The 21705-nt window shown below is 64.3% G+C and carries 18 protein-coding genes and 1 tRNA gene; 12 read left to right on the top strand and 7 right to left on the bottom strand.

Annotated elements, in window-relative coordinates; all coding sequences use genetic code 11:
- Positions 1-15 precede the first annotated feature (15 nt).
- Both proB and IEC33019_RS20155 read left to right on the top strand, forming a co-directional pair.
- Positions 16-1134: a glutamate 5-kinase gene (proB, locus tag IEC33019_RS20160; protein WP_070092739.1), complete on the top strand. Its 1119-nt coding sequence runs from the start codon at positions 16-18 to the stop codon at positions 1132-1134.
- A 52-nt stretch (positions 1135-1186) separates the two neighbouring features.
- A complete protein-coding gene (locus tag IEC33019_RS20155) occupies positions 1187-1600 on the top strand; it encodes a CreA family protein (RefSeq protein WP_170831783.1) in 414 nt (137 codons plus the stop codon).
- Between the two features lie 113 nt (positions 1601-1713).
- Here the strand turns inward: IEC33019_RS20155 and mksF are convergent, their stop codons facing one another.
- Genes mksF through mksB form a run of 3 tightly spaced genes read right to left on the bottom strand, consistent with a single transcriptional unit; the run spans position 1714 to position 6516 of the window.
- Positions 1714-4545, bottom strand: coding sequence for an Mks condensin complex protein MksF (gene mksF, locus IEC33019_RS20150; protein WP_070092737.1), 2832 nt, complete (start codon positions 4543-4545; stop codon positions 1714-1716).
- Positions 4542-5249 (bottom strand): Mks condensin complex protein MksE, encoded by a 708-nt coding sequence (gene mksE / locus IEC33019_RS20145; RefSeq protein WP_070092736.1) that lies wholly within the window; start codon positions 5247-5249, stop codon positions 4542-4544. The genes mksF and mksE overlap by 4 nt, the downstream gene beginning before the upstream one ends.
- Positions 5239-6516: an Mks condensin complex protein MksB gene (mksB, locus tag IEC33019_RS20140; RefSeq protein WP_043208486.1), complete on the bottom strand. Its 1278-nt coding sequence runs from the start codon at positions 6514-6516 to the stop codon at positions 5239-5241. The genes mksE and mksB overlap by 11 nt, the downstream gene beginning before the upstream one ends.
- A gap of 289 nt (positions 6517-6805) precedes the next feature.
- Between mksB and IEC33019_RS20135 the strand changes: the two genes are divergently transcribed.
- The 4 genes from IEC33019_RS20135 to IEC33019_RS20120 all read left to right on the top strand — a co-directional run bounded on the left by IEC33019_RS20135 (position 6806) and on the right by IEC33019_RS20120 (position 9385).
- On the top strand, positions 6806-7594 hold the full coding sequence (locus IEC33019_RS20135) for an energy transducer TonB (RefSeq protein WP_070092774.1): 789 nt from the start codon (positions 6806-6808) through the stop codon (positions 7592-7594).
- Positions 7591-8046, top strand: coding sequence for a ribosomal protein S18-alanine N-acetyltransferase (gene rimI / locus IEC33019_RS20130; RefSeq protein WP_070092735.1), 456 nt, complete (start codon positions 7591-7593; stop codon positions 8044-8046). Before IEC33019_RS20135 ends, rimI begins: the two co-directional genes overlap by 4 nt.
- Positions 8047-8098: 52 nt before the next feature.
- Complete coding sequence (gene can / locus IEC33019_RS20125; RefSeq protein WP_070092734.1) at positions 8099-8737, top strand: carbonate dehydratase; 639 nt, start codon at positions 8099-8101, stop codon at positions 8735-8737.
- A gap of 63 nt (positions 8738-8800) precedes the next feature.
- Positions 8801-9385 (top strand): D-Ala-D-Ala carboxypeptidase family metallohydrolase, encoded by a 585-nt coding sequence (locus IEC33019_RS20120; RefSeq protein WP_216641843.1) that lies wholly within the window; start codon positions 8801-8803, stop codon positions 9383-9385.
- On the opposite strand, the gene IEC33019_RS20115 is transcribed toward IEC33019_RS20120, so the two are convergent.
- Positions 9349-10242, bottom strand: coding sequence for a LysR substrate-binding domain-containing protein (locus IEC33019_RS20115; protein ID WP_070092733.1), 894 nt, complete (start codon positions 10240-10242; stop codon positions 9349-9351). The genes IEC33019_RS20120 and IEC33019_RS20115 overlap by 37 nt on opposite strands.
- 198 nt (positions 10243-10440) lie before the next feature.
- Between IEC33019_RS20115 and IEC33019_RS20110 the strand changes: the two genes are divergently transcribed.
- Positions 10441-11058 carry a LysE family translocator gene (locus IEC33019_RS20110; protein WP_070092732.1) on the top strand — a complete coding sequence of 206 codons (618 nt, stop codon included), beginning with the start codon at positions 10441-10443 and terminating at the stop codon, positions 11056-11058.
- A 71-nt stretch (positions 11059-11129) separates the two neighbouring features.
- On the opposite strand, the gene IEC33019_RS20105 is transcribed toward IEC33019_RS20110, so the two are convergent.
- Positions 11130-11206: transfer RNA gene (locus tag IEC33019_RS20105), tRNA-Met, on the bottom strand.
- 303 nt (positions 11207-11509) lie between these two features.
- On the opposite strand from IEC33019_RS20105, the gene IEC33019_RS20100 reads away from it, so the two are divergent.
- The 5 genes from IEC33019_RS20100 to IEC33019_RS20080 all read left to right on the top strand — a co-directional run bounded on the left by IEC33019_RS20100 (position 11510) and on the right by IEC33019_RS20080 (position 18673).
- The gene (locus IEC33019_RS20100; protein WP_070092731.1) at positions 11510-12724 is read left to right on the top strand and encodes an MFS transporter; all 1215 of its coding nucleotides are present in this window, start codon (positions 11510-11512) and stop codon (positions 12722-12724) included.
- 361 nt (positions 12725-13085) lie between these two features.
- Positions 13086-14246, top strand: coding sequence for an MFS transporter (locus IEC33019_RS20095; protein ID WP_099593869.1), 1161 nt, complete (start codon positions 13086-13088; stop codon positions 14244-14246).
- Between the two features lie 192 nt (positions 14247-14438).
- A complete protein-coding gene (locus tag IEC33019_RS20090) occupies positions 14439-15065 on the top strand; it encodes a DNA-3-methyladenine glycosylase family protein (RefSeq protein ID WP_070092729.1) in 627 nt (208 codons plus the stop codon).
- Positions 15066-15155: 90 nt separating this feature from the next.
- On the top strand, positions 15156-16223 hold the full coding sequence (gene ada, locus IEC33019_RS20085) for a bifunctional DNA-binding transcriptional regulator/O6-methylguanine-DNA methyltransferase Ada (protein ID WP_070092728.1): 1068 nt from the start codon (positions 15156-15158) through the stop codon (positions 16221-16223).
- Positions 16224-16279: 56 nt separating this feature from the next.
- A complete protein-coding gene (locus IEC33019_RS20080; protein ID WP_099593867.1) occupies positions 16280-18673 on the top strand; it encodes a DUF3772 domain-containing protein in 2394 nt (797 codons plus the stop codon).
- A gap of 108 nt (positions 18674-18781) precedes the next feature.
- Here the strand turns inward: IEC33019_RS20080 and IEC33019_RS20075 are convergent, their stop codons facing one another.
- Both IEC33019_RS20075 and IEC33019_RS20070 read right to left on the bottom strand, forming a co-directional pair.
- Positions 18782-19999: a DUF3422 domain-containing protein gene (locus tag IEC33019_RS20075; protein WP_070092726.1), complete on the bottom strand. Its 1218-nt coding sequence runs from the start codon at positions 19997-19999 to the stop codon at positions 18782-18784.
- A gap of 262 nt (positions 20000-20261) precedes the next feature.
- Positions 20262-21692 (bottom strand): aldehyde dehydrogenase family protein, encoded by a 1431-nt coding sequence (locus IEC33019_RS20070; RefSeq protein ID WP_070092725.1) that lies wholly within the window; start codon positions 21690-21692, stop codon positions 20262-20264.
- Between the last annotated feature and the right edge of the window lie 13 nt (positions 21693-21705).

Here is a 21705-nt window from a genome sequence, read left to right as displayed (position 1 = left end):
AGGTTGGAAGAGAAGATGCGAAGCAAGGTGACAGGCGCCAAGCGCTGGGTCGTGAAGATCGGCAGCGCTCTGCTGACGGCGGATGGCAAAGGCCTCGACCGCGGCGCCATGGCCGTCTGGGTCGAGCAGATGGTCGCACTGCGGGAAGCAGGTGTGGAATTGGTGCTGGTCTCCTCCGGGGCCGTGGCAGCGGGCATGAGCCAACTGGGCTGGACCTCGCGACCGAGCGCAATGAACGAGCTACAGGCCGCCGCTTCCATTGGCCAGATGCGCCTGGTGCAGGCGTGGGAGTCGAGCTTCGGCGAGCATGGTAAGCACACCGCGCAAATTCTTCTGACCCACGACGACCTTTCCGACCGCAAGCGTTACCTCAATGCCCGCAGCACCCTGCGTACCTTGGTCGACCTGGGTGTGGTCCCGGTGATCAACGAGAATGACACCGTGGTCACCGACGAGATCCGCTTCGGCGACAACGACACTCTGGCCGCCCTGGTGGCCAACCTGGTGGAGGCTGACCTGCTGGTGATCCTCACCGACCGTGATGGCATGTTCGATGCCGACCCGCGCAACAACCCCGAGGCGCAGCTGATCTATGAGGCCCGTGCCGATGACCCGTCGCTCGATGCCGTTGCCGGCGGTACCGGTGGCGCCCTCGGTCGTGGCGGCATGCAGACCAAACTGCGCGCCGCCCGCCTGGCCGCTCGTTCCGGTGCTCATACCATCATCATCGGTGGCCGCATCGAGCGTGTCCTGGATCGCCTGAAGGCCGGCGAGCGCCTGGGTACCCTGCTGTCGCCCGAGCGCGGCATGCTCGCCGCACGCAAGCAGTGGCTGGCCGGCCATCTGCAGACCCGCGGGACGCTGGTGCTGGACGATGGCGCCGTGAAGGCTCTGCGCGAATCGAACAAGAGCCTGCTGCCGGTCGGCGTGAAGACCGTTCAAGGCAGCTTCCGCCGTGGCGAGATGGTGGTCTGCGTAGCTCCCGATGGCCGTGAAGTGGCCCGTGGCCTGGCCAACTACAGCGCCCTGGAGGCGCAGAAGATCATCGGCCAGCCTTCCGACGCCATCGAGAGCCTGCTGGGCTACAGCGCCGAACCGGAGCTGGTGCACCGCGACAACCTGGTGCTGGTCTGAGGAGGTGGGTGTGCTGAAAAGGATCATTGCCGTGGCAGCCTTGGCGCTGCCGATGTTGGTCGGCGCCGACGAGATCGGCCAGGTATCCACTGTGTTCAAGTTTCTCGGGCCGAACGATCGTATCGTGGTCGAGGCTTTCGACGATCCGAAGGTCGAGGGTGTGACCTGCTACCTGTCGCGGGCCAAGACTGGCGGTGTGAAAGGTGGGCTGGGCTTGGCCGAGGATCGGGCGGAGGCGTCGATTGCCTGCCGTCAGGTGGGGCCGATCAACTTCAAGGGCGAGTTGAAGGACGGCGAGGAAGTGTTCAAAGAGCGCACTTCGCTGGTATTCAAGACCATGCAGGTGGTGCGCTTTCTCGACAAGAAGCGCAACACGCTGGTGTACCTGGTGTACAGCGACCGGCTGATCGAAGGCAGCCCGCAGAATGCGGTGACGGCGATTCCGATCTTGCCGTGGGCCCAGTAATACCGAATGGGAGGCCTCTGGCCTCCTATCGCGGCACTAGGCCGCTCCTAGACGAGTGCGCGTGAGCGGCCTTGTGCCGCGAAAGGGCCGCAAAGCGGCCCTTGTTTACCGAATCAGGCCAGCTCCTCGGCCTCATCCTCACGCACGATCGCCTTCACTTCATCGATACGGCTGATGAATTTCCAGTCCGCCTCGTCGATATAGATGCCGTTCGGCCCGCTACCGCCTTCCAGATCGATCGCCACCCGCGCCGACACCTGCGGCTTGACGCTCGCCAGGATTGGCACGAAGCCCAACTGCTGGCTGGTTTCCAGCAATGCCGCCTGGTTGCGTTCGTCGATGTCCGCCGCTTCGTCGAGGTAGTAGGGCAGACGGATGCGCCCGGCCAGGTCACGGTCCATCAGGTGCAGCAACAGGTACATGTTGGTCAGCGCCTTGATGGTCATGGTGGTGCCGTTGGACGCGGCGCCATCGATGTCGGCGTGGATCACGGGCTGGCTGTTGATCTTGGTGATCTCGAAGGCCAGCTCGAAGAGGTCCTTCAGGCCCAACTGGTTGTGGTTGGCCGCCACCAGCCGTGCCAGGTATTCCTTGGCCTCTTCGTTCTTGTGATCCTGCTCGGCACTCTGGGTCAGATCGAACACCGACAGGGTCTCGCCTTCCTCGTACTGGCCGGCGCTGTGGATGATCTGGTCGATGTGCTTGAGCGCTTCCTTGTTCGGTGCAAGGACCACGCGGAAGCTTTCCAGGTTGGACACCTGGCGCTTGTTGATCTCGCGGTTGAACAGCGCCAGTTGATGTTCGAGGCTGTCGTAGTCGCTGCGGATGTTGCGCAGGGTCCGGGCGATGTCGGTAACCGCCGCGCGACGGGCCTTGGCCAGGGTCAGGGCCTCTTCGGTGCGGTGCGAGTAGGCGTTGATCAGTAGCTGCAGGCGGCGCTCCATGTCGTCTTCGCTGTCGAACTTGGCCACGCCCTTTAGGCGTACCTGGGCGTACAGCGCCTCGATCTGGTTGTCCACGCGTTGCAGCGCCTGCCAGCTGTCCTGATAGTCGTTGAGCAGTGGCAGCAGGTTGTCCATGGAGTCGTCGACCGCCTCCATGAATGGCGTGCCGAACGGCAGATCGGCCGGCAGCAACTGGCGGCGGCGCAGGGCGTCGTCGAGGGTGCGCTGCTTGGCTTCGAGGTCGGCGATCTGGCGGCCGACCAATTGCAGCTTGGCCGACAGTTGCTGGACGCGTTCGGTGAAGGCGTCGCTGGAGCGCTTGAGTTCGTCCTGGGCGGCTTCCAGTTGCGCCAGTTGCTCCATCTTTTCAGGCTCTTCGGCGCTCAGGGTTTCGCTGCGGCGGAAGTCCTCCAGGGCCTTCTGGGCATCGAGCACCTGCTGGTACAGGGCCTCGGTCTGGGCCTTGCTCGCGCTGCGGTCGGCAGCGACGGCCTGCTGGGTCTTGAGCTGCTTGAGTTCTTTTTCCAGGCGTTCTTTCTGGTCGCGCAGGGCGGCGCGGTCTGCCAGGGCCTGCAGGGCCGGTGGGTCGATGTGCGACAGGTCGATGGACAGGCCAGGCACTTCGAAACGCTCGCCCTTGAAACTGTCGAGCACTGCTTCGAGGGTCTTGACCCAGATATCGCTGTCATCCAGCTCGATGCCGCGATCGCCCAGTGGCAGGCTGAACAGCGCACCGTTGAACAGGCGCATCAGGCGATCGACGTCCTGCTGGGAGAACTCCTCGCGCAGGCGGGCATAGCTGTTGTTGTCGGCATGGTCGAGCTGCTGCTTGACCTGCTTGAGGCGTTTTTCCAGATCGCGCACGCGCTCGTCGAGATCCTCAGCGGAGAACTGGCGCGACTGCGCCAGGGCGCCGGCCAGTTCGTCGTGGGCGTCCTTGGCAGCCAGCAGTTGCTGCTCCAGGACCTTGGCGTCCTCGACCAGGGCGAAGCGGTGCTTGAGCACCGACAGCTCGCCGAGCCAGCGCTGGATGCCGGTGATCTCGCGCTCCAGGCGCATCAGTTCCTGAGTGCCGCCACGCTGATCGTTCTGCAGACGGTCCTGCTCGCCCCGGAAGTGCTCGGCCTGGATGACCAGCTCTTCCTTGCGCGCCATGGCGTATTCCTGCCAGGTGCCCAGCAGGTTGTCGAGCAGGGGCGAAAGGCGGTGCAGCTTGCCGCGCAGGATGTCGCGCTGGGCGACGCCACCAGCCAGGGCCTCGACCAGCGGGCCAGCGGCGACCAGGGCGTTGTAGTCCTGCTCCATGCGGCGCACGTCGCGGAAGGCTTCTTCGCAGGCGGCGATGTAGTCGACGCTGCCCGAGCGCAGGCTGTGCTCGAAGGCATCGAGGAACAGCTGCTTGAGCTTGGCCGCGGTGATTTCGCGCATGTGCAGCAGGTTGATGAACAGCGAGCGGAAGGTCTTGAGGCTCTGTTCGCTGGTCGAGCGCAGCGGGATCAGGGTCAGGTCCAGCGGCACCGACGTGTGGCCGCCGACCAGCAGTCGGCGCAGTTCGTCCGGCTTGAGTTCATAGGCCTTCAGGCCGTGCTGCTCGAGGTTGGTGAACAGCTCTTTCTGACGTAGGCAGGTGTCGTTCTTTTGGTAGTGCGCCAGGTCCAGCTGGCCCTGGTAGGCGAAGAACTGGTGACCGAAGCCGCCGCCTGGGCCGCGACCGACAACGCCGATCACATGCGGGCCGTGGGGCAGGTTCAGTTCGCAAAGGATGTAGCTGGTGTCGCTGGCGAAGTAGAACCGGCGCGACTGCTCCAGGCTGTACTTGCCGAAACTCATGTCGGACATGCGCGCCAGGATCGGGAACTGCAACGCGTTGATCGAGGCGGATTTGCCGAGGTTGTTGGCACCGTAGACCGACAGCGGCTGCTCCAGGGGGAACAGGCCCAGACTGTAGCCGGCGGTGTTGAGCAGTGCGAAGCGGCGGATACCGTAGCGTTCCTGGCTCATGCGTCAATCTCCTGTTGCTCTTCGCGAATGGCCCGTGCCAGGGCTTCTTCCTCGCTCTCTTCGCCGTCGAACGGTGATAGGTCGAGCGGGTCGTCGGTGCGGTTGAGTTCTTCCGGGCTCTCTTCCTCGACCAGTACCGGCGTTGGCAGCGGCAGGTCGCTGTGCAGGCTGGCGGCCAGGTCGCGGTCCTGCTGGACCGACAGGCAGACGTCGAGGAAGCGATGCATTGGCGGCAGGAAGCGGTAGATGCCGCCCTCCTCGTGGGCGAAGCCCAGTTGGGTCATGCGGCGCAGGATCTTTTCTTCCAGTTCGTCGACGGTCTGTACTTCGGCCTGGATGAACAGGTCGCGGTACTTTTCCAGCAGTGAAGGCAGCTCATCGCGGCCGATGCTACCGCCGTCGAGCACGGCCATCGGGTCGCGCCCCTGGTCGGCCAGGTGCTCGACCAGAATGAAGGTGAACAGCGACAGGCGCTGGGCGGTCTTGTTGACCTGCGCGGCGGCCTGCTCGGGCACGAAGTAATAGAAACCGCGGGTATCGCACACCAGTTCGAAGCCCAGGGCCTTGAACAGGGTGCGGTATTGGTCCTGGAAGTTCGACAGCTGGGCATACAGCTCAGGGTCGCGGCGGCTTATGTGAAAGCCTTTGAACAGCTCGCGGAAGATGGGCGCGAGCTGGGACAGTTCGGAAAGATCAAGATGCATTGGCTGGGCTCGCGTTGGATTCAGGCGTGGTTTCGCGGCTGGAGGTCAGGGCGAAGGAGCGCAGGCTGACCAGGTGCTCGCGGGTGGTGTACTCGCGGCGGTCCAGGCGTTCGCGGCTAAAGCGCTTCTCCCGCGACAGGCGCGAGAACCAGTACAGCAATTCGTCGGTGGCGCCTTCGGGCTCCTGCTCGAGCAGCCAGACCATGAGATCTGGCAACGGCAGGGCATCCTCGCAGCGTTCGAGCATTTCCTTGACCGTGCGCGGGGCGCGGGGCAAAGGGCCCTTCTGGCTCTTATGCGCCTTGGGGAAGCGCGCGGGCTTGGGCTCGAAGCGGGCCAGGGCATACACATAGGCCTCGACCTGGCTGGCGCTGCCGAGGAAGGTGCTCTGCGGGCGGGTGAACATCGGCATGGCCGCATGGGGCACGGCGTCGATGCCTTTGCGGCGGATCACCGACAGGGCCAGGGCCGCGCCACGGGTGACGGCGTTGTGCCGGCGCGCTTCTTCGCGCAGTGGCAGCAGCAGCTCTCGGGCGTGGCGCAAGGTGAGCTGGGCGCTGGTCTGCATTTCGAGAATACGCGCGTGGGTGCGCAGCAGCATGTCGTCGTCGACCAGGTGGCCCAAGCGTGCCTGCTCGCCTAGCAGGCGCAGCAGCACGGTCTCGACCTTGCGCACGCCCTGCTCGAAGGCGCCGTCGGCATTGACCAGTTGGATCATCGGCTCGACGTATTCGTCCCAGGTGGCCAGGACTTCAGCGTAACGCTGGCGAAGGGGGATCTGGCGGTTGCTGGTCTTGGCCCGTTCGGCCACGGCGACCAGCGCCTGTTCGTCGTTGTCGAGCTTCTTCAGGACATCGCGCACGCGCATGTCGAGCAGGCGCAGTTGGCGCGCCAGGTCGTCGCTGTCGCGGTTGTCGAAGGCGTCCTGGATGTGCCCGGCCAGGCGCTCCAGGTGGCGCAGGTAGGCTTCGATCTCCAGGCACAGACCCAGGCGATGCTCGCGACGCAGGTAGGCGAGGAAGTCATGGATCTGGGCGTTGAGCTCGAAGCGGTTCGGGCTCTTGGCCACCGGCACCAGGATATCCAGGCGTATCCATACGTCCAGCAGCTGGGTGATGTCCTGCGGCGTGCTCTCCACCTGCTGCCGGGCCAGTTGCTGGCGCAGTTCGACCAGGCTCAGGGTGCCCTGGTCGAAACGCTCGCACAGCGGCTCGATCAGGGCCCAGTGTTCGGCTAGGGCGCGCAGGACGCGCTTGGGTTCGATCATTGGCGGGTCGACTCGTTGCCAAATAAAAGGGGCGATTGTACTGCATCCGGGGGGGAGGATTTCACCCCTTGGTCTGTAATGAGGTATGGCCTGAAGGCTTGCTGAGCGTTGATTGGTCCCTTCGCGGGCCCAGGTGCCACGCACAGTACAAGCCGTGTGGCGACTGCTGTATGGGGTTTACCCGCGAATGGAGCAGAGCAGGCAACAAATTTCCGCCGACCAGTTGCGGCGCTTGCAGGGTAACGGCGTTAGAATGGCCGACTGTTTTCGTTCCCCGGATGCCTGTGCCTTGCTGACCGAGCCCCGCCGCCGCGCCTACCTTTCCGCCATGCAAGTGGTGCATTGGCTGCCGCGCGCCGAATTGCCGTTCGCCGCGCCATCGCGTCCGGAGCTGCTGGCGCCCTTGGCGCCGGTCGAGGATTTCCACGGGGACGTGCAGCCACCGGCACAGCCGTCCCGGGAGGCGCCAGTTGGGCCCCAGGCCCGCTCGGTCGAGCGACCGAAGATCGAGATTCCCCGCCCCGGCAGTGTGCCCAAGCCGGCCAGCAAACCTGTCGAAGCCGAGGAGCAGGCTCCGGCACCTCGGCCTGCACCTGTCCCGCCGCCGCGTTTCGCCCTGCAGTTGCTGCGCGCGGGCAGTTGCCTGCTGTTGGTGGAGCTGGCGACCGGCCAGCCGTTCCAGAGTCGCGACCCGTCCTACCTGCTGCTCAAGGACATGCTACGTGCCGCCGGCCTGCCCGATGCACCGCAGATCATCGGCGAACCGGTGCGCTGGCCATTGTTGGTGCGTGGCAACATGGACCAGGGCCCTGAGGCGGCGCGGGATTTCGTCCAAGGGTTCATCCAGGCTCGCCTGGAAGAGGCGCCCTGTACCTGCCTCTGGCTGGTCGGCCTGCCGGCCGTGCGCTTCGCCGGCCAAGCCGACGGCGAGGCCTACTACCAAGAACTTAAGGTCGAGGGCCTGGGCGATGCCTGGGCCTTGCCGGGCCTTGAACTGTTGATGGACGAGCCGCAGCGCAAGGCGGACGTCTGGCAAGCGATGCGCCGGCTGATGGCGCGCTGGAAGAGCGTTGAATGAGTGACTCGATCAGTTTCCGCCGGATGACCGAGGCGGATCTGGATGCCGTGCTTAAGATCGAATATGCCGCGTTCAGTCATCCCTGGACCCGCGGGATCTTTCAGGATGCGCTCAAATCCTACGAAGTGTGGCTGATGTTCGACGGCCAGCAGCAGGTGGGGCATGGCGTGATCAATGTGATCATCGACGAAGCGCACCTGCTCAATATCACCGTCAAGCCGGAGAACCAGGGATGCGGCCTGGGGCTGCGCCTGCTCGAGCACCTGATGGCGCGGGCCTACCAGCTCAATGGTCGTGAATGCTTCCTGGAAGTGCGCGCGAGCAACCAGTCGGCCTATCGTCTGTATGAGCGCTACGGATTCAACGAAATCGGCCGGCGCCGGGATTACTACCCTGTCGCGGGCGGTCGCGAAGACGCCCTGGTGATGGCCTGCACCCTGCTCGAAGAGTGACCTCGCAGGGCCAGGTCGTGTCACACAGCCATACCCTGATGAGGCAACGACCATGCATGACTTGCAGGAACTGATCGACAACAACGAACGCTGGGCCGATGCGATCAAGCAGCGCGACCCGGACTTCTTTGCCAAGCTGGCCCGTCAGCAAACCCCTGAATTCCTCTGGATCGGCTGCTCCGATGCCCGCGTGCCGGCCAACGAGATCGTCGGCATGCTGCCGGGGGATTTGTTCGTGCATCGCAACGTCGCCAACGTGGTGCTGCACACCGATCTGAACTGCCTGTCGGTGATCCAGTACGCGGTCGAGGTACTCAAGGTCAAGCATATCCTGGTCACCGGCCACTATGGCTGCGGTGGTGTACGGGCGGCCATGCAGGACCGGCAGTTGGGCCTGATCGATGGCTGGTTGCGTTCGATTCGCGACCTGTACTACGAAAAGCGCGGCGAGTTGGCCAAGTTGGAAAGTGAAGAGGCCAAGGTCGATCGGATGTGCGAGCTCAATGTCATCCAGCAGGTCGCCAACGTGGCTCATACCAGCATCGTGCAGAACGCCTGGCATCGAGGGCAGGACCTGTCCATTCATGGCTGCATCTATGGCATCAAGGATGGTCGCTGGAAGAGCCTGGACACCACCATCAGCGGCTTTGCCCAGTTGCCGCCCCAGTATCGCCTGCGGCCTCTGGAGTAACCCGCCATCTGCGGCGCAGGTCTCGTGCTTTACTCGATGAAAGGGTGGGCACAGGGGTGGCAGATGAAAGGCACGACACTGGCGGCGCTGGCGGCAAGTCTGGTAATGGGCGCTCAAGCCTGCGCCGATGATCGAGACCTGTGGATGTTCGCCCAGTGGGCGGGTGACCATGAGACCCGTGCCTTTCGCCAGATGCTGGTGGATGCGCGCCTATATGGCGTGGTGCCGATCCACCAACTGCTGCGCTCGGCGTCGGACTGGCGCCTGTGCCGGGCCTCGCCCTTCGCCGTGCCGCCGGCTGCCCAGTGGCCTCAGGTGCGTTCTACCCTGGCGTTGCTCAAGACGCTCGACGAGCAACGCGTTCTGCGCCAGTTCGAAGTGGTCTCGGCCTATCGCGATCCTCGCCTGAACGCCTGTGCGGGCGGAGCGGTGGGCAGTGCCCATGCGCGCGCCTTCGCCGTCGACCTGCTCCTGCCAGCCTGGTCGGATCCCAATCCGCTATGCCGCTTCTGGCAGCAGTACGGCCAAGCCTGGAACATGGGGCTGGGGCGTTACCCGACGGGGCGCATCCATCTGGATACTGCAGGGTTTCGGACGTGGGGCGGCGACGGTCACTCGGGCTCGTCGTTTTGCATCAAGCCCAAGTGAGCCAAGCAGCTCTGGCATTCTTGAACCACCCATGTGGCAAAGCGCTGGCGCTTGTCACCGGCCTCCAATGGTCGGGGGCTGAGCAGGTGGTAGGCAGAGCCATCGCGCAAGAAGCTAAACGGCGCCTGTAGCTGCCCGCTGTCGAGTTCGTCGCGCACCATCAGGGCCGACGCAATCGCCAGGCCCAGGCCCGCGCTGGCGGCTTGGATGGACAGGTAGAAATGCTCGAAGTCGCTTCGCTCGGTATCTCGGGTTTGCCTGTCGTTCAGACGCAGCCAGGTAGCCCAGGCGTTGGGACGGGTGGCGCTGTGTAGCAGACGTTGCCCGTCGAGCCTGCTGCTCAGGTTGGGTTGGCAGACGGGGCCGATCCATTCGTCGCAGATCTTCAGGCTATGCAGTTGCCGGTCCCAATGAAAGTCGTCACGGCGCAGGGCCAGGTCGACGCCGGCACGGGCGAAGTCCACCGGGCCGCCGGCGGCTACCAGGTGCAGTTGCAGGTCTGGGTGGGCGGCGTGGAAGCGGGGCAGGCGCGGAATCAGCCAACGCATGGCGATGGTCGGTTCGCATGACAACACCAGTACGTTATCGCGCTCCTGTGTTTGCAGGCGCTGCACGGTGCCTTCCAGTTGCTCGAATATCGACTGGGTGGTGCTGTGCAGCGTCCGGCCCGCAGGGGTGAGGAAGATCGCCCGGTTGCGTCGTTCGAACAGTTCGACGCCAAGGCTCTCTTCCAGCAGTCGCACCTGGCGGCTGACGGCGCCATGGGTCACATGCAGGCGCTCGGCGGCGCGCACGAAGCTTTCGGTTTCGGCGGCGATGTCGAAGTAACGAAAAGCGGTAAGTGGCGGCAGTTTCATGATCGTATCGGCGCGACAGCCTTGTGGGAGTGGGCTCAGCCGCGCGAGGAGAACACCGCGGCTTCGAGAGTGAGTCCGCTCCCCAATCTGTGAAGAAAACTAGCGGATTCATCGCACTATAAATCGATTTTTGCCTGTGGATAAGCCCTAGATAATTGGCGCATCTGTGTTTTTTCATCGCCTATCGAGGAGCTTTTCGTGAATGAACTGATCGCTGTCGCCCTGTTCACTGTGTTGGCTGTCATCAGCCCCGGCGCCGATTTCGCCATGGTCACCCGCAGCAGTTATGCACAGGGACGCAAGGCGGGTCTTGCCGCCGCCGTCGGCATCGCTTTGGGGGTGCAGGTGCATGTGCTGTACACGGTTCTGGGCATTGCCGTGATCATCAGTCAGAGCCCGCTGTTGTTCATGATCATGAAGGTGCTGGGTGCGGGGTACCTGATCTACCTGGGCTATCAATCGCTGACCAACACCGCGCGGATCAGTCTCGACGACCTTGCGCAGGCCGGCCAGGTGAGCGCGCTGAAGGCACTTCGCACGGGCTTTCTGACCAATGCGCTGAACCCCAAGACCATGCTGTTCGTGGTCAGTGCCTATACCCAGGTGGTGCAGCCCGGAAGCCCGATGGCCCTGGACTTTGCCTATGGTGCGTTCATGTCGTTCGCCCATTGGGTGTGGTTCAGTCTGGTGGCAGTGTTTTTTTCCAGTACAGTGCTGCGCAAGGCAATGATCGAGCGACAGGTGATGGTTGATCGGGTGATCGGCGTGGCCCTGATCGGGCTGGGTGTCGCGATGATGGCGGCGGGGGTGCGATGAGTTGTGGCGGGACGTGCGGTTTTTCGCGGGCAAAGAAAAAGGGCTTATCTTTCGATAAGCCCTTTTCAATATGGTGGCTACACAGGGACTTGAACCCCGGACACCGGCATTATGAATGCCGTGCTCTAACCGACTGAGCTATGTAGCCAAGTGGCGCGCATTATTCGCCTGAAACGCGATTGTGTCAACACTCATTTCAAAAAAAATTTACGCGCTTTCAATCGCTTAGCCAGAAAGCCCGGATCAACGTACCACCAGGCAATGGCCGAGCACCTTGGGCAGGTGCAAATGCTGTTCGCCAGCCAAGCGTTCTGCGCGCTGTGTGGGGGGCGAGGTTGACGTCATCACTGACACGCCGCTGCAAAGGCTGTGGCGACGATATAAAAAGGTAGCTATCTATCTACTTGTTTCCGGATAATCGGATCCCAAATTCGCGGACGGACTCCCTGCCATGGCCACCAGCAGCGCCCAGACTTCCACCGCCACCAGCGCGACGGCCCAAGCCAACCCGCTGGTGATGCGCATCATCGCCTTCTGTGCGCTGGCGCATCTGATCAACGATCTGATCCAGTCGGTATTGCCGGCCATCTATCCAATGCTCAAGGCGAACTATGACCTGAGCTTTGCCCAGATCGGCCTGATCACCCTGACCTTCCAGGTCACCGCCTCGCTGTTGCAACCCTGGGTGGGCTTCTTCACTGACCGGCGACCGACGCCGAACCTGTTGCCGCTGGGCACGGTGTGTACCTTGGTCGGGATCGTGATGCTGGCGTTCGTCGGCAGTTTCCCCATGATCCTTCTGGCCTCGGCGCTGGTAGGCATTGGTTCGTCGACCTTCCACCCTGAGACCTCGCGGATCGCCCGGCTGGCCTCGGGCGGACGTTTTGGCCTGGCCCAGTCGACGTTCCAGGTCGGCGGCAATGCCGGCTCGGCCTTTGGCCCGCTGCTGGCGGCGGCCATTGTCATTCCCTTCGGCCAGACCCACGTGGCCTGGTTCGGCCTGGCCGGGTTGTTCTTCTTTGCCGTGACCTTGCTGCTGCGCCGCTGGTACACCGGCCACCTCAACCAGCTCAAGGCGCGCAAGGCCGTGCAGGCCAGCAATGGCATTCCCCGCCAGCGGGTGATCCTGGCGCTGGTGGTGCTTGGCCTGCTGGTGTTCTCCAAGTACTTCTACATGGCCAGTTTCACCAGCTACTTCACCTTCTACTTGATCGAGAAGTTCGACCTGTCGGTCGCCAGCTCCCAGTTGCACCTGTTCCTGTTCCTCGGCGCGGTGGCGGCCGGGACGTTCTTTGGCGGGCCGATCGGCGACCGCATCGGGCGCAAGGCGGTGATCTGGTTCTCCATCCTGGGCGTGGCGCCATTCACCCTGGTGCTGCCCTACGCCGACCTGTTCTGGACCACCGTGCTCAGTGTCGTGATCGGCTTCATCCTCGCGTCGGCCTTCTCGGCGATCGTGGTGTACGCCCAGGAACTGGTACCGGGGAGTGTCGGCATGATCGCCGGGATCTTCTTTGGCCTGATGTTCGGGTTCGGGGGCATCGGGGCAGCATTGCTCGGGTACCTGGCCGACCTGCGGGGGATCGAGTACGTGTACGGGCTGTGTTCGTACCTGCCGTTGTTCGGTTTGCTGGCGGTGTTCTTGCCGTCCACCGGCAAGCGCTGATGACCTTGGGACCGCCTGGCGGTCCCGAGATTGACGAGTCGGCGGCCCTTGGCCTAGAGTGCCGCCTCTTTTCTTCCCACGTAGTCGATGCAATGCGCTGTTCCCTGTTCCTTCGCCTTGTTCGCCAGCCTGCTTTCCAGGCTGCACGTCGCACGTGGCCGAGCGACACGGTGCTCAAGCGTCGACGCAGCGTGCTGTTCGCCTTCACTTTCTCGCCACACCTTGCCCTGAACTGATTCGCGCTCGGCTGTGCCTCGCCTTCTCGGCGTGAGCCTGGGCGCCTGCGTTCGCACATCTTTTCAGTGGTTTCCAGCCGACCGGCGCACGTGGGTGCCGGCGGGTGGCGTGCAAGGAGTGGTACATGAACATGCGTTTGCTGGCGGGCCTGTTGTTCGCCGTGTCGGTGGTGGGCTTCAGCCTGGGGGCGAGCTTGCCGCTGGTCTCGTTGCGCCTTCACGAGGCGGGGGCCAGTACCCTTGAAATCGGCATCATCTCGGCCATTCCGGCGGCAGGGATGATGCTCTCGGCGTTCATGGTCGACGCCTGCTGCCGGCACCTGACCCGGCGCACCATCTACCTGCTGTGCTTCAGTCCGTGCACCCTGAGCATCGCCTTGCTGGAATGGTCGTTCGCCTCAATTTGGCACCTGGCGCTGCTGCGCCTGGCGTTGGGGGTTGGCATGGGGATCGCGATCATCCTGGGCGAATCCTGGGTCAACGAGCTGTGCCCGGATCACAATCGCGGCAAGATCATGGCGCTGTACGCCACCAGTTTCACCGGTTTCCAGGTGCTGGGCCCGGCGATGCTGGCGCTGGTCGGTGCCAACAGCCCTTGGGTCACCGGCGTGGTGACGGCCTGCTATGGTCTGGCCTTGCTGTGCATCGTGCTGACGGTGCCCAACGATCATGTGGAGCATGGCGAGGAGGGCGAAAAGAGTTTCACCCTGGCCGGTTTCTTCCGCGTGGCGCCAGCGCTGTGTGTGGCGGTGCTGTTCTTCTCCTTCTTCGATGCCGTGGTGCTGTCGTTGCTGCCGGTGTATGCCAGTAGTCATGGCTTTGCCGTAGGCGTGGCGGCGCTGATGGTGACGGTGGTGTTCGCCGGCGACATGATCTTCCAATTGCCTCTGGGCTGGCTGGCAGACCGGGTCGAGCGCACTGGGCTGCACCTGGTGTGCGGCCTGGTGGCCATGTCGATCGGCATCGGCCTGCCGTGGCTGCTTCAGGCAACCTGGTTGCTCTGGCCAATGCTGGTATTGCTGGGGGCGGTGGCCGGTGGCATCTACACCCTGGCGCTGGTGCTGATCGGCCAGCGCTTCAAGGGTCAGGACCTGGTCACCGCCAACGCCAGCGTCGGCTTGCTGTGGGGTGTCGGCAGCCTGGTCGGGCCGCTGGTCAGCGGCGCGGCGATGGATGTGGCGCCCCACGGGCTGCCGATGGCACTGGCGCTGATGGCGGGGCTGTTCGTGTGCTTTGCCCGGCAGTCGTATCGACGGGCGGCCAAGCTGCGGGCTGTGACAGACTGAGAGCGGTGCGCCGTCGCGGAATAAGTTCGCTCCCAGCGGGCCTGAGGGATACCAATGGGAGCGGGCTCCCCGCGAGGAAGGCGCCACGGCGTAAGGCCGTTGACAGCGAAATTACCCGCGCAAGATCCGTCGTTTAGCCGCTAAGCGATTGGTCTAAGCTGGGTGTTTTCCGATCACTGGAGGGCACTGCGCATGATCCACGCCGACCTCTCGCCCGTGGCCTACCGTGAAGCCACGGATTTTCTCGCCGCCCTGGACCCGGACTGGGCCCGGCATATCGCTGCCATCGGCCCCTGCCTGCACAGCGCGGCGCCCGAGCGTGAACCCTTCGAAGCGCTGGTGCGTGCGGTGGCGTACCAGCAACTGCACGCCCGGGCGGCCGAGGCGATCCTGGCGCGGATGCTGGCCTTGTTTCCTGAGGCTGCGTTTCCCGCCCCTGAGCAGTTGCTGGCCACACCGGCTGATGTACTGCGCGCCTGTGGGTTCTCCGCCAGCAAGCTGGCGACCGTGCAGGGCATCGCCCAGGCGCGGCTGGACGGTATCGTGCCCAGCCGCGAACAGGCCCTGGCCTTGACGGATGATGCGCTGATCGAGCGTTTGGTCAGCCTGCGCGGTGTTGGCCGCTGGACGGTGGAGATGCTCTTGATTTACTGCCTGGAGCGCTCCGACATTCTGCCGGTGGACGATTTTGGCGTGCGAGAGGGGTACCGGCGGCTCAAGGGTATGGACAAGGCGCCAACACCTGCGCAGTTGCGGTCGTTGGGCGGCGGCTGGAGCCCTTACCGCACGGTGGCGTCCTGGTACCTGTGGCGAGCGTAGGCGATCAAGCGCACATTGCTCGGCAAGAATCGGAGTGCCACGCGCCTTCCATCCTGTCAGGCTTGAACCATCCGCAGTCAGGAGATGCCCATGAAGCCTGCCTCAACCTACCTCACCGATGCCGACCGCTGGCTCGCCGTGCAGGCCCGCGACGCTGCGGCCTGCGGCCATTTCGTCTATGCCGTGCGCACCACGGGCGTCTACTGCCAGCCGGGTTGCAAGTCGCGCCTGGCCAAGCGCGAGAACGTCGAGTTCTTCGCCGACGCCGAGGCGGCCCAGGCGGCCGGGTATCGTGCCTGTCGCCGCTGCACCGAGGCCAAGGCCGAACAGGTTGCGCGACGCACCGAGCTGGTTGCTCGGGCCTGTCGATTGATCGAGGCCAGCGACACCGCGCCCAACCTTGAGCAACTGGGCGAGCAACTGGCGCTCAGTCCCTTCCACCTGCATCGGCTGTTCAAGGCCGAGACAGGGCTTACACCCAAAGCCTATGCCTCGGCCTTCCGCGCCCGGCGCCTGCGTGAGCGGCTCGATGATCAAGCCAGTTCCGTGACCGACGCGATCTATGACGCCGGCTACAACTCCAATAGCCGATTCTATGAAAGTGCTGGTCAGCGCCTGGGCATGCGTCCGCGTGAATATCGCGCTGGCGGGGCGGGAGCGCGCATTCGTTTCGCCATCGGCCAGTGCTCCCTGGGGGCGATCCTGGTGGCCCAGAGCGAGCGCGGAATCTGCGCCATTCTGTTGGGTGACGACCCTGAGCAACTGCTGTGCGAGTTGCAGGATCAGTTTCGCAATGCGCAGTTGATCGGGGGCGATGCCAGTTTCGAGCAGTTGGTCGCGGTGGTGGTGGGCTTCGTCGAGCAGCCGGCGCTGGGGTTGGCCTTGCCGCTTGATGTGCAGGGCACGGCCTTTCAGGAGCGGGTCTGGCAGGCGCTGCGCGAGGTGCCCTTGGGCAGCCGGGTCAGTTACACCGACATCGCCCAGCGCATCGGCGCGCCCAAGGCCGTGCGCGCGGTTGCCCAGGCCTGCGCGGCCAACCACCTGGCCGTGGCCATTCCTTGTCACCGGGTGGTACGCCGTGATGGCGATCTCAGTGGCTACCGTTGGGGCGTCGAACGCAAGCGACAGTTGCTGGAGCGAGAAACGGCACTCACGTGATCATTGGGAGCAGCGTAGAATTCCCGCCAAATCGAGTGTGTAAATAGGGGAATTCGATGAGGCGCCTGAGCCTTTACCGTTTTTGCGTAGGAATCCTCACCTTGCTGCTGTGGGTGGCGACACCAGCCTGGTCGGCACCGGTCGGTCCACTGAACGTGGACGAGCTGCCGGCGCTGGAGGAAAACGCCAGCCTGGAGCAATTGAGCGATCGGCTTGACCAGGTTCGCCAAGGGCTGACCAGCGAAGCCAACGACGACCTGCTGTCGCAGCTGCGTCAGGCCGCCTTGCAAGTACAGCGGCAGGCCGATGCTGTGGGCACCCAACGCACCACTGATGTGGAACGCCTGGACGACCAGCTCAAGGTGCTCGGCCCGGTGCTCCCGGACGAAGCCGAAAGCATCACTCGTCAGCGCAAGCAGCTCAGTGACGAGAAAAAACAGGTACTGGCCGAGCAACAGCAGGCCATCCAGCTGACCCAGTCGGCACGCGACCTGGCCACGCAGATCGTCAACTTGCGCCGCAGTCAGTTCAACTCCCAAGTCACCACCCGTGCCGCCAGCCCCCTGAACCCGGCGTTCTGGTCGAGCCTGATCCGCCCGACCGACGAAGATGTCGCCCGTCTGCGCGATCTGCGTGGCGAGGCGGCCGACGCCGTGGCCAGTGCCTTCAGTGCCGATCACCGTTGGCTGTTCATTGGCAGTCTGGCGGCCGCGCTCTTGGTCTGGACATGGGTACGCCGCTTGCTTGAGCGCTTGCTGGCCAATGCCATGGTCCGCTGGTTGCCTGAGGGCCGCCTGCGCCGCAGCGCCCTGGCCTTGAGTGTCAGCCTGGCAACCTTGAGCACCATCGGCGGCTCGGTGTCGCTGGTGCGGTGGGGCCTGGAGAGCAGCGCCGAACTGGGTAACGACATTGCCAGCCTGGTCAACCATATCCTGACGCTGGTGGTGTTCAGTGCCTTCATCGCCGGCCTTGGCCGCGCCATGCTGATGCTCCAGCGCCCGTCCTGGCGGTTGCCGCCGATCCCGGACGAGGTGGCCAGCGCCCTGGGCTGGTTCCCCAAGCTCCTGGCCCTGGCCCTGATGGTGCTGCTGACCCAGGAGCGCATCAACAGCGTGATCGGCACGAGCCTTGCGCTCACCGTGGCCACTAATGGCCTGACTGCGTTGGTGGTGTCGCTGATCTTCGTCGCGGCGCTGGTGTGCTACCGCCGTGCCCGCAAGCAGCACCAGCTGGAGCGAGCGCCTGGGCTGGCGGGGCTGATCCCGTTCGTGATCGTAGTGTGGGTCGGGCTGATCCTGCTGGCGCTGCTCATCGGTTACCTGACCCTGGCCTACTTCCTCACCGCCAAGCTGCTGTGGGTCAGTGTGGTGGGCACCTGCGCCTACCTGCTGGTCACGGTGTTCGGCGACCTGTGCGAAACGCTCCTGTCACCACGCCAGCCCGGTGGCCTGGCCCTGGCCTCCGCGCTGGGGCTGCAGCAGCGTCACCAGGCCCAGGCCAGCACGATCCTGGCAGGGATCGGTCGTACGCTCTTGCTGTTCGTCGCCGCCTTGCTGGTGCTCATGCCGTCGGGCACCAGCCCGGGCGAATTGCTGCTGAGCCTGGCGGACTGGGACGACACCGGTGGCAAGTTGCTGGGTAACCTGAACATCGTGCCCCAGGACATCCTGCTCGCCGTCGCCATGTTCCTGGGCGGTCTGTTCGCCATTCGTGTGGTCAAGCGCTGGCTGAGCGAGCGCCTGCTGCCGGAGACGGACATGGACGCCGGCATGCGCGCCTCCCTGGTGACCCTGGTCGGTTACCTGGGCTTCCTGTTCCTGGCCATGCTGGTGATGACGACCTTGCGCATCAACCTCACCAGCCTCACCTGGGTGGTCAGCGCCCTGTCGGTGGGTATCGGTTTTGGCTTGCAACAGATCGTGCAGAACTTCATCTCGGGCCTGATCCTGCTCACTGAGCGTCCGGTCAAGGTGGGGGACTGGGTGAGCCTGGCCGGGGTCGAAGGGGATATCCGCCGGATCAATGTGCGAGCCACGGAAATCCAGATGTCCGACCGCTCCACGGTGATCGTGCCCAACTCCCAGTTCATCTCGCAGAACGTGCGCAACGTCACCATGGGCAATGCCTTGGGTGTGGTCGGCATCACCCTGACCCTGCCGCTGGAAACCGATGCGAACAAAGTGCGTGAACTGCTGCTGACGGCCTTCCGCGAACATGAGGCGATCCTCGATGCGCCAGCCTCGTCGGTGACCTTCAAGGACCTCACCGCCAGCGGCATGGTGCTCAGCGTCAGCGGCTACGTGTCCAGCCCTCGTCAGGTGTCGGGTGCGCGCAGTGACCTGTTGTTCACGGTGCTGGGGCGCTTGCGCGACGAGGGCATCGCGCTGTCTTCTCCGCAAAGCATGGTGCTGTTGCAGGACAGCCCGCGCCCTGCGGACGAAGCGCAGTGATGCCCATCGCAGGCCCGTGGGGTTTGCTTTGCGGATAGCCCAATCCCACAGGCACCGCGTTGTGTTGGGAGCAGCGTAGATCCTGTGGGAGCGGCGCTTCGGCGCCCCTTAATGCTGTTTCGCCCGCCGGATCCGCAACAGGATCATCCCCAGCACCAGCATCACCGGCACTGCCATCCCCAGCAGCGCCTCGCGCGCGGTCAGCCCCGCGCCCAGCACGTTCAGCCCGCCATACAGCAGTTTGAACAGGTTCAGCAGGTAGTAGGTGATGGCGATGATCGACAGCCCTTCCACTGCCCGCTGGATCTTCACCTGGGCGTCGGCCCGGGCATTGAGGCTGCGCAGGATCTCGGCGTTCTGTTCTTCCATCTCCACCTGCACCCGTGCCTGCAGCAGATCGCCCAGGTTGGCCACGTTCTTGCCCAGTTGCTCCAGGCGTTGCTCGGTGGCCGCACAATAACGCACGGTCGGCTTGAAACGCCGCTCGATGAACACCCCCAGGCGCTGGCAGTCGCCCACATGGCTTTCGCGTAGCTCGCCCAGGCGCTCGAACACCAGCTGTGCATAGGCCTGGGTGGCGCCGAAGCGATGGCGGGTCTTGACCGTGCGGCTGACCACCTGGCGCGAGAGGTGGGCGATGGCTTCGAGCAGCGCCTTGGAGTCATGGCCATCGACGCTGGCGCTGCGCTCGGAGAGGCTCACCAGGGTTCTGTCGAAAGCATCGAGCTCCTGACTCAATGTCTTGGCCGTGGTCAGGCTCAGCGAGGCCATCATGCGATAGGTCTCGATCTCCAGCAGGCGACGGATCATTCGGCCCTGGCGGTAGGCATTGAGTCGCCGGTTGACGAACAGCAGGCGGTTGGTGCCGTCCTCGGTCAGGCGAAAGTCGCTCCACACCACCGCGTCGCCACCGCCGACGCAGGAGCCGCACGGGTCCTTGAAACCGTAGCGGGTCAGATCCAGATCCTGATCGCCGCGCACCAGCACCTGCACGGCATTGATCACCTGCGCCGCCTGCGGCGCGATGGCCTCGGCCAGGACCTGAGGCAGCCCCTGCCAGCCCGTGTCATGGCTGGCGCAGGGCACCACCAGTGTGAGGGTGAAGAACTCGGCGTGACGCTCCCATTTGAACGGATGACCCTCCAGCCGGGTGATGCCTTGGGCTGCATCGGTGTCCAGCGCATCCGGACAGCAGCGTTGCAGCAAAGCCTGGCAGTCGGCCTCATCGCCCAGCAGAGCCAGGTGATGGACATGGGCGGGCTCGTTGAAATACAGCGAAGGTCGGGCGTGCAGCTCGTTGTGCAGGGCGGTGCGTTGCGGGTGCATGGGAGGTCTGGCCTGGTGTTGTGATTGTTGGGCTACCAGGAGTGGGACTTTTCCGTTGTAGGTAAAAGTCACCAGGGGCACAGAAATATGCGGGTGGGTTGCGTTGCGCTGGTTGTCCACCCGCTCACGCAAAGTATGCGAGGTTCAGACACTTTCCTCGTCTGTCATCCAAGACGATGAAGCTGGCGCTTCGATAGCCAATCCGGTGTTTGTGAAAGCCCCTTGTGACAGCCGTCAGCAAGGGGCTTTTCGTGTCCGGCTATCAACCCAGGCAGCGCGTCACATGCTTGACCGACTGATAGGCCGACAAGCCCCACGGCCCCAGTTCACGGCCGATGCCGCTGCCCTTGGTGCCGCCCCAGGACGTCTCGACGAACACCGCCTGGACTGAGTTGATCCACACATGCCCGACCTCCAGCGCATCGGCCACGCGCTCGGCGCGTTCGAGGTCGGCGCTGCAGACCGTGGCGACCAGCCCGAAGCGGCTGTCGTTGGCCTGGGCGATGGCCTGGTCTTCCGTAGTGAAGCGACGGGCACAGAGCACCGGGCCGAAGATTTCCTCGCTCCACAGGCGGCTTGTTTCGGGGACGTCCGCATACAGGGTGGGGCTGACGAACCAGCCATCACGGTCCAACACCTGGCCGCCGGTCAGGCAGCGCAGGCCTTCTTCGCGCGCCGTGGCGAAGTAGCCTGCGACCTTGAGCCATTGCGCCTGGCTGGTCAGCGGGCCCATCGCCACTTCTTCGGTCAGCGGATTGCCCACCTGCATCTGTTCCAGGGCGGCCTGCAGGTGTGGCAACAGGGCATCGGCAATGCCGTCCTGCACCAGCAGGCGAGAGGTGGCCGAGCACATTTGGCCGGCATTCCAGGTGATGCCAGCGACGATCCACTCCACCGCCTGGTCCACATCGCAATCGTCGAACACCACGATCGCCGACTTGCCCCCCAGCTCCAGGGTCACCGGCCGGCATTGGGCCGCGGCGGCGCGCATCACTTGGCTGCCGACGCCATTGCTGCCGGTGAACGACAGCTTGTCCAGGCCGTTGTGGCCGCTCAGGGCTGCGCCGGTCTCGGCCTTGCCGTTGACGATGTTCAGTACGCCGGCAGGCAGGTTCAGGGCGTCGGCGATCTGGCCATAGGCCTGTTCGATCAGCGGTGTGACCTCCGAGGGCTTGAGCACCACGGTGCAGCCTGCGGCCAGGGCCGGGGCGAGCTTCCAGGCGCTGGTCACCAGGGGGAAGTTCCACGGCACGATCAGGCCGACCACGCCGACCGGCTCCAGGCGGGTGCGGGCGGTGAAGCCTGGGGCGGCCAGGGGAACGTCGCGGTTCTTTTCAGGCAGTTGCTCGGCAAGGTCTGCGTAGTAGCCGAAGGTGGCGATAGCGTCGTCCAGGTCGATCTCGGCTTCGTGGCGCGGCTTGCCGTTGTTGCGCATCTGCAGGGTGATCAGCGCTTCACGGCGCTGACCGAGCTGCTCGGCGAAGCCGCGCAGCAAGGTGGCGCGTTGTGTCGGGGAAGTGGTCTTCCAGGCGGGCAGGGCGCGGCGGGCGGCGGCCACGGCCTGGTCGACCTGAGCCGCGCTGGCCGACATCAATTCGGCGAACGGCTGGCCGAGCGACGGGTCGTTCACGGTGATGCAGTCGTTGCCTTGGCCTTCGACCCAGCGGCCGTCGATGTAGTGAGGTGTGGTCATGATCGGATTCCAG

The sequence above is a fragment of the Pseudomonas putida genome (assembly GCF_002741075.1).
In the GTDB taxonomy this organism is placed as follows: Bacteria; Pseudomonadota; Gammaproteobacteria; order Pseudomonadales; family Pseudomonadaceae; genus Aquipseudomonas; species Aquipseudomonas putida_T.
Note: the sequence above shows the minus strand (reverse complement) of the source record. Positions and strands in the feature narration are given on the sequence as shown.